Here is a 7,210-nt window from a genome sequence, read left to right as displayed (position 1 = left end):
CCCCCCCCCCCCCCCCCCCCCCCCCCCCCCCCCCCCCCCGGGGGCGGAGCCGCTCCGGCGCCACTGGCGGCGAAGCCACTCCTACTCGTCGTGCTCCCCGCGCTCACGACCCGAGACCATGAGCAAATCCTGGTGCAATTCCATCCAGATGTCGTGGTAGCTGTCGTACATCGGCCTGGCGAACGCGCCCCGGTCGCCGCCCCTGATCCGCTCCAACGCCGCCGTCAGCCGAGGCCCGTACAGCGCCATCCGTGAGTCCTCGGCGCCCAAAGGTGTCAGCGCTTCGACGATCTCACCGTGCACGACCGCTAGATCCTCGATCACTTCGGCGTCGTAGGCCTCGTCGGTGTGGTCGTTCGGCGTCGTTTCGTCCCGCATCTGCCAGCCGTTGCAGATCTTCTTGAAACGTCTGTTCAGTGGGAGGAAGGCATCGTAGAACTCGCCGACGGCCGGTCCCGGCTGCACCGCGGCGAGCATCTCGACATGCGTCTCCTTACCGACGGGCGTCAGCATCGTCCCACTCATCCGCCCCTCCCTCCGCACGACGAGGTGGTCCGCAACGAGTGGCTCGAGCCGAGCGGACAAAACCTCCGGCGTGAGACCGACCATGGCTGCCAGCACCGGATCGGTCGCCAGACCTTTGATCCGGATCGAATGCAGAATCGAAAATGATTCTTGCGCAGTGGTTGTCATGACTGTCCTCCTGTGTGTGCGAATTCGGCCGCAAGAGCGCGCTTGTTCAATTTGCCGGTGGGCAGCCGCGGCAGCCGAGTGGTGAACTCGACGATGCGCGGAGCTTTGAAGTGCGCCAGGCGGTCACGGCAGAACTGGACCAGATCGGCTTCCAGTACGGAGGTGTCCCCCAGTTCGACTGTGTCCCGCAGTTCGACGACGGCCTTGACCCGTTCGCCGAACTCGGCGTCGGGAACACCGATCACGGCAGCGTCGAGCACGTAGGGGTGTGAGACGAGAACAGCTTCGATTTCGTCCGGATAGATGTTGACTCCGCCCGAGATGATCATGAACCCCGCTCGTCCGACGAGGTAGAGGAACCCGTCCTCGTCGAGATATCCGAGGTCGCCCATCTGCTTCCAGCCGCGGGCGTCGGCCGCATCGGTGGTGTTGGAGTAACTTTGGGCCGCTTTCGGTTCGAACCACACAGTTCCAACCTGGTGCGCGTGCAGCTCGACGCCTTCGCCATCGGTGATGTGCACTGTCGTCGCCCCCAGTGGGCGGCCCACGGAACCTGGATGCGTTCGCGCGTCTTCGGGGGCGATGTAGGTGTGCCCATAGCCTTCCGAAGCTCCGTAGTACTCGTGCAGGATCGGCCCCCACCATCGGTCGATCTCGGTCTTGATGTCGACAGCGCACGGCGCCCCTGAGGTGAAGGCCACCCGATGTGACGGCATGCGGAAGCGCTCACGGTCTGAGACGTTCAGCAACCGCACCAGCATCGTCGGCACCCACTGCGAATGCGTCACCCGGTACTTCTCGATGGACGCCAGCGCTGCTTCCGCGTCGAACTTCTCCATGCACACGATGGTCCCGCCTGCGGCGAGCGTGATGAGCTGGAAGGTGAAGGGCGCTGCGTGATAATTCGGGGCAGGCGAGAGCAGCACGGTGGCGGCATCGATTTCGAGCTTGTCGACGAGGCCTGCGTGACGCGGCGGTGCGTCCTCGGGATGCACGCCGAGCAATGCCTGCCGGAATGCCTTGGGACGACCAGTGGTTCCGCCGCTGAACAACACCCGAGCACCGAGTTGCTCGTCCGACACCGGGGTGGTCGGCCGCCCCGCCAACGCTCCACCAAGATAGTCGAAGCCCTCGACGCCGCGGTCCACGCACTGCAGGAGAGCTCGATGCCCGACGGAATCGAGCGCGTCCGCCACCGTAGCGGCCAACGCGGAGCTCGTCACGACCACTGCGGGCCTGGATTCCGCGATCAGCGCGGAGAGCTCCGCGGACTGGAGATGCCAATTGACCGGAGTGACGTAGAGGCCGGTCCGCATGCCCGCTGCGACGACAACAGGCCAGTCGATGTTGTTCTCCATCGCGATCACGACGGTCTCGCCATAGCTCACGCCGTGTTCGCGCCATCGGTGGGCGAGCTGGTTCGACCGCGCGTCCAGCTCGCCGTACGTCAGCGTCTCACCCGACGCCGCCATCACGTAGGCCAGAGCATCGGGTCGATCTCGGGCAATGCTCGGTGGGTACACCAGAAACCTCGTTTGCGAATAGTCGGTCACTAACGAATACAGCTAACCGCACGTCACATTTTTACACAAGATGTGGTTCACACCACCGAGAAAGTATGGTTTAGTGAAACCCGAGTCGCAAACCAGAATTGTACGGGAGGACACGATGACGATCACCGAGGACGTCGACCTGATGGACCTTCGTCCGTTCGCGGACGGGTCCGACCACGAGATCTTTTCCCACCTTCGCGACGCAGATCCGCTGCACTGGAACGAGGAGGCAAACGGTCCTGGATTCTGGTCGGTCACCCGCTACGAGGACGTCAAGACGGTTGCGTCCACATTCGAGGACTTCTCGGTCACCGAGGGAACCCAGATCGCCAGCAGACGCGCAGAGGGTGAAGGCGCACGCAGCATCCACCATGTCGATCCACCCGAGCACGGCCCTCTCCGCGGCGTCGTCACCCCGCATGTGCGCCCGGTGAAAATCAAGTCTCTCGAGAAGGATATCGCGGCGGTGATCGATTCACTGCTCGACGACGCAATCGATGCGGGAACCGTCGACCTGGTCGCGTCCATCACCTCCCAACTTCCGCTGGTGATGATCGGGCGCCTTCTCGGTGCTCCGCTCGAGGACTGCCCGAATCTGCTGAGGTGGACCAATCAGATGGCCAGCGAGGATCCCGACTACTCCGAAGGACCGGAGACCGCGGTGAAAGCCCGCGACGAGGTATTCGGCTACTTCCGTGAACTCGAGGAACTGCGCAGGAAGTGTCCGGCCGACGATTTGATCAGCGTCTTGACTGCTGCCGCACTCGACGGACAGCCCCTCGCGCGCGGCTATCTCGACGCCTATTACCTGATCCTCATGGTGGCCGGCAACGAAACTACCCGCAATCTGCTTTCCGGCGGGGTCCAGTTGCTGCACGAGAATCCGCAGTGGTGGCAGTACATGCGCGAGAATCCAGCCAAGATTCGAATTGTCGTCGAAGAAATGGTGCGGATGACCTCGCCTGTCCTTTCCATGCGGCGGACCGCCACTCGCGATATCGAGATGCACGGTAAGACGATCTGCAAAGGCGACAAGGTCGTCATGTGGTTCTGTTCTGCAAATCGTGACGACCGAGTGTTCGAGCATCCACAGCAATTCCGCGGAGACCGATTCCCCAACGAGCACCTCGGATTCGGTTGGGGCGCACACGCGTGCCTCGGGGCCAACCTCGCTCGGCTCGAGGCGAAACTGTTCTTCACACGAATCGTCGAACGCGGACTACGCATGGAGGTCACCGGTGACGTGAGCCGACTTCGAAGCAATTTCTTCCGAGGTATCAAGACCCTCCCGGTGGAAGTGACCCGCATCGATGGCTGAGCAGGCAGCATCCCTCATAGACGGGAGCCCGTCACAGGTCGGCGAGAGCATCACGGTCATCGATCCGTTCACCGGGGAGTCCATTGGATCCACGCACGAATGCGGCACACAGACAGTCGATCTCGCCGTCCGTGCCGCATCCCGAACGTTCGAGGAATGGTCGCGCACCCCAGTGGACGAACGCGCCGTAGTCCTCGAACGCGCCGCTGACCTGCTCGACCAACGATCTGCTGACGTCGCATCGACCGTTACCCGCGAGATGGGCATGCCCATCTCGCTCGCCACGGTGACGCAGTCGCAGCTTCCCGCGTCGGTACTGCGGGCTGCAGCCGGCACCGCGCGATCGTTCCCCTGGATCGAGGACATCGACGGAGCGCAACTGCAGCGCCGCGCCAGCGGAGTCGTCGCTGCCATCACACCGTGGAACATGCCGGTGCACCAGATCGTCGCAAAAGTTTCAGCGGCACTGGGAGCCGGCTGCACCGTCGTACTCAAGCCATCCGAGGCCACCCCGTTCGACGCCGTGGCCATTGCTCAGATCTTCCTCGACGCCGGACTCCCCCGAGGTGCGTTCAACGTGGTCCAGGGAACGGGCGAAATCACCGGATCCGCCTTGGCCGCCCACCCCGGGATCGCGCACGTGTCGTTCACCGGAAGTGTCGGCGCAGGACGCACCGTCGCCGCACTCGCAGCCGGCACACTCGCGCGCACGACGCTGGAACTCGGGGGAAAATCACCCGCAGTGATCCTGCCCGACGCCGACCTCGACGCTGCCATCGCAGGCGCCCTTGGCAGTGCTCTCGTCAACTCGGGCCAGGCGTGCAATGCACCGACGCGCATGGTGATACCCGTGCAGTCGGCGGGCGAGATCGAACAACGAATCGCCGCCGTCGCCGCCACGCTCGTTCTCGGCGATCCTTCCGACCCCGCAACGACGCATGGTCCGTTGGCATCGAAGCGGCAACTCGACCGCGTCGTCGACTACGCGCAATCAGCGCTCGCCGATGGCGGACGCTTGGTCGTCGGTACCGGCAAACCGGAGAGCGGATGCTTCATGGCTCCGACCGTCGTCGCCGATCTGCCCTCGACCGCGCGCGCTGTACGCGAAGAGATCTTCGGCCCCGTCGTCGTACTTCAGACCTACCGGGACATCGACGACGCAGTGCGCATCGCCAACGACAGCGACTTCGGCCTGTCGGCGGAGGTATGGTCCGGTGAACGAGACGCAGCGAAGGTGGTTGCCTCGAAACTACATGTGGGGCAGGTGAAAGTGAACGGCATCCGCACCAGGGAACGCCCATCGGTTCCGTTCGGCGGCGTCAAACAATCCGGCTACGGACGCGAACTCGGCGCCCTTGGGTTGGGCGAATTCACCGACGTGACGGCGGTGATGGCATGACGCTCGTCGTCACGGGTGCGGCGTCCGGCATCGGATTGGCTCTGGTCCGCAGAGCCCTGCAGATGGGGATCGAAGTCTGGGCCGTGGACCGCAACCAATGCCCCGAGCCCCAGGCGACCACTGTCCTGTGCGATCTGGCCGACCCCGAGCAGATCGCTTCACTCGAACTTCCACCACAGATCGACATGCTCGCCAACGTCGCAGGTGTACCTGGAACTGCGCCCCCGGAACTCGTGCTTGCGGTCAACACACTCGGCATGAGGCTTCTGACTACACGATGCCTCGACGCCATGCCCCGAGGCGGCCGTATCGTCAACGTCGCGTCCGTGGCCGCACACCGGAATACGCTCGAACTGCCGGATATTGCGAGCCTGCTCGAAGTAGCCGATCGTGCTGATCTCGATGCGTGGCTCGCCGCACACCCCCTCGGCGGACCCGCTGCCTACGACAGTTCCAAACGAGCTGTGCTCGAATGGACATCGTCGTTGGCTGCATTCCTGATCCCACGGGGTATCGGCGTCGTTTCCGTCAGTCCCGGCCCGACGGAAACACCGATTCTGACCGACTTCACTACAAGCATGGGCGCCGCGTCGATCGACAGATCGGCCGCTGCAGTTGGAAGGCACGGAACCGCCGACGAAATCGCTGCGGTCATCGAGTTCTTCCTCTCCCCCGCCGCCTCCTGGACCAACGGCATCGACGTCCCCGTCGAAGGTGGACTGTTCGCCACCCGAGCCGCGCTGATCCCGAATCCCCTTCACCTCGAGAAAGGACTCGTTCCATGAGCCTTCCGACGATAGTCGACCTGAACGGCACCGAACCCGGAAGCCGCGAGCTACTCGGCGGAAAGGCTTACAGCGTCAACAAGATGCGTGCCCTGGGTCTCCGTGTGCCGCCGGCATTCGCGCTGACAACTCCTCTGTGCGCGCAGTATCACGAGAACAACGGCTCCTTGACCGACGATCTGTGGACCGAGGTGCTCGAGCACCTCTCGCGCCTCGAACACGAAACTGACCGCAAGTTCGGCGTCGGGCCGTTCCCGCTACTCGTGTCCGTGCGGTCCGGTGCGGCGCAGAGCATGCCGGGGATGATGGACACCGTTCTCAATCTCGGTCTCACGGAGTCGCTCCGCGACGAACTCGGCGCTGCCACCGGAGACGAAGCCTGGGCGCAGAACACGTGGACCCGGTTCCGTGAGAGCTACACCTCCATCGTCGGCCCGGTTCCCGCCGACCCGTACGAACAATTGCGTAGCGCAATCGGTGCGGTCTTCGACTCGTGGAACAACGAGCGGGTCGCGGCATACCGCACTCGCCATGGACTCGGTTCAGGCACGGGAACCGCAGTGACCATTCAGGCCATGGTGTTCGGCAACCGCGACGAACGCTCCGGTACCGGTGTGTTGTTCAGCCGCAACCCGAGCTCGGGCGAAAATGTCCTGTTCGGCGAGTGGCTCGCGCAAGCGCAAGGTGAAGACGTGGTGTCCGGTGAACGGACACCGTCACCACTGAGCTATCTGCGCGAGGCGATGCCGCACCACTTCGCCGAGCTCGAGCGGATTGCTTCTGTGCTGGAGAAGGATCACCGCGACCTCGTCGACATCGAGTTCACCATCGAAGGTGACGTCCTCTACGTTCTACAGTGCCGCAAGGGCAAACGATCTGCTGCCGCAGCAGTTCAGGTCGCGGTCGATCTGGTCCACGCCGGCGTGATATCTCGACCCGAAGCACTGGCAAGGATCACGACCGACCATGTTCGGTCACTCGAAGACAACGATGGGATCGCAGCGGGAGCACCCGTGGTTGCACAGGGAAACGGTGCGAGCCCGGGCACGGCAACGGGTGTAGCGGTCACCGACACCGAGGAAGCCCAGAACCTTGCCGCCGAAGGCGTATCGGTCGTGTTGGTTCGTCCCTCGACCGCTCCCGACGACGTACCGGCAATGTTCGAATCCGTTGCTGTCGTCACCGAAGTCGGCGGCTCGACATCTCACGCAGCGCTCGTCTGCCGCGAGATCGGACTGCCGTGCGTCGTCGGCTGTGGACCGGGAACCGTTGCGGCATTGCAGGGTCGGACGATCACCGTCGACGGTGCGTCCGGGAAGATCTACGAGGGGAACGTACTCGAAGCAGGCACTCAGACGCACGCGGCCCTGACGGAGCTGTTGACGTGGCTGCCGGATCCGCTCCCTGCCAACCACCATCTGGCGTCGGTGGCCCGCCGCCGGTTCGAAAGCGCCTGACCGAC

The 7,210-nt window shown here is 63.9% G+C and carries 6 protein-coding genes; 4 read left to right on the top strand and 2 right to left on the bottom strand.

Features of this window, described 5'->3' with window-relative positions; genetic code table 11:
* Positions 1-81: 81 nt before the first annotated feature.
* Together ACODSO_RS23565 and ACODSO_RS23560 are read right to left on the bottom strand one after the other, a co-directional pair.
* Entirely contained in the window at positions 82-693 is a 612-nt protein-coding gene (locus ACODSO_RS23565) for a MarR family transcriptional regulator (RefSeq protein ID WP_489039092.1), read from the bottom strand.
* Entirely contained in the window at positions 690-2,216 is a 1,527-nt protein-coding gene (locus ACODSO_RS23560; RefSeq protein ID WP_489039091.1) for an AMP-binding protein, read from the bottom strand. Before ACODSO_RS23560 ends, ACODSO_RS23565 begins: the two co-directional genes overlap by 4 nt.
* 145 nt (positions 2,217-2,361) lie before the next feature.
* Here ACODSO_RS23560 and ACODSO_RS23555 point away from each other — a divergent pair, with 145 nt between their 5' ends.
* Genes ACODSO_RS23555 through ACODSO_RS23540 form a run of 4 tightly spaced genes read left to right on the top strand, consistent with a single transcriptional unit; the run spans position 2,362 to position 7,205 of the window.
* The gene (locus tag ACODSO_RS23555; protein WP_489039090.1) at positions 2,362-3,564 is read left to right on the top strand and encodes a cytochrome P450; all 1,203 of its coding nucleotides are present in this window, start codon (positions 2,362-2,364) and stop codon (positions 3,562-3,564) included.
* Positions 3,557-4,963: an aldehyde dehydrogenase family protein gene (locus tag ACODSO_RS23550; protein WP_489039089.1), complete on the top strand. Its 1,407-nt coding sequence runs from the start codon at positions 3,557-3,559 to the stop codon at positions 4,961-4,963. The genes ACODSO_RS23555 and ACODSO_RS23550 overlap by 8 nt, the downstream gene beginning before the upstream one ends.
* The gene (locus ACODSO_RS23545) at positions 4,960-5,748 is read left to right on the top strand and encodes an SDR family oxidoreductase (RefSeq protein WP_489039088.1); all 789 of its coding nucleotides are present in this window, start codon (positions 4,960-4,962) and stop codon (positions 5,746-5,748) included. The genes ACODSO_RS23550 and ACODSO_RS23545 overlap by 4 nt, the downstream gene beginning before the upstream one ends.
* Positions 5,745-7,205, top strand: coding sequence for a pyruvate, phosphate dikinase (locus tag ACODSO_RS23540; protein WP_489039087.1), 1,461 nt, complete (start codon positions 5,745-5,747; stop codon positions 7,203-7,205). The genes ACODSO_RS23545 and ACODSO_RS23540 overlap by 4 nt, the downstream gene beginning before the upstream one ends.
* The last annotated feature ends 5 nt before the right edge of the window (positions 7,206-7,210 follow it).

The organism is Rhodococcus sp. FG69 (assembly GCF_057808915.1).
Note: the sequence above shows the minus strand (reverse complement) of the source record. Positions and strands in the feature narration are given on the sequence as shown.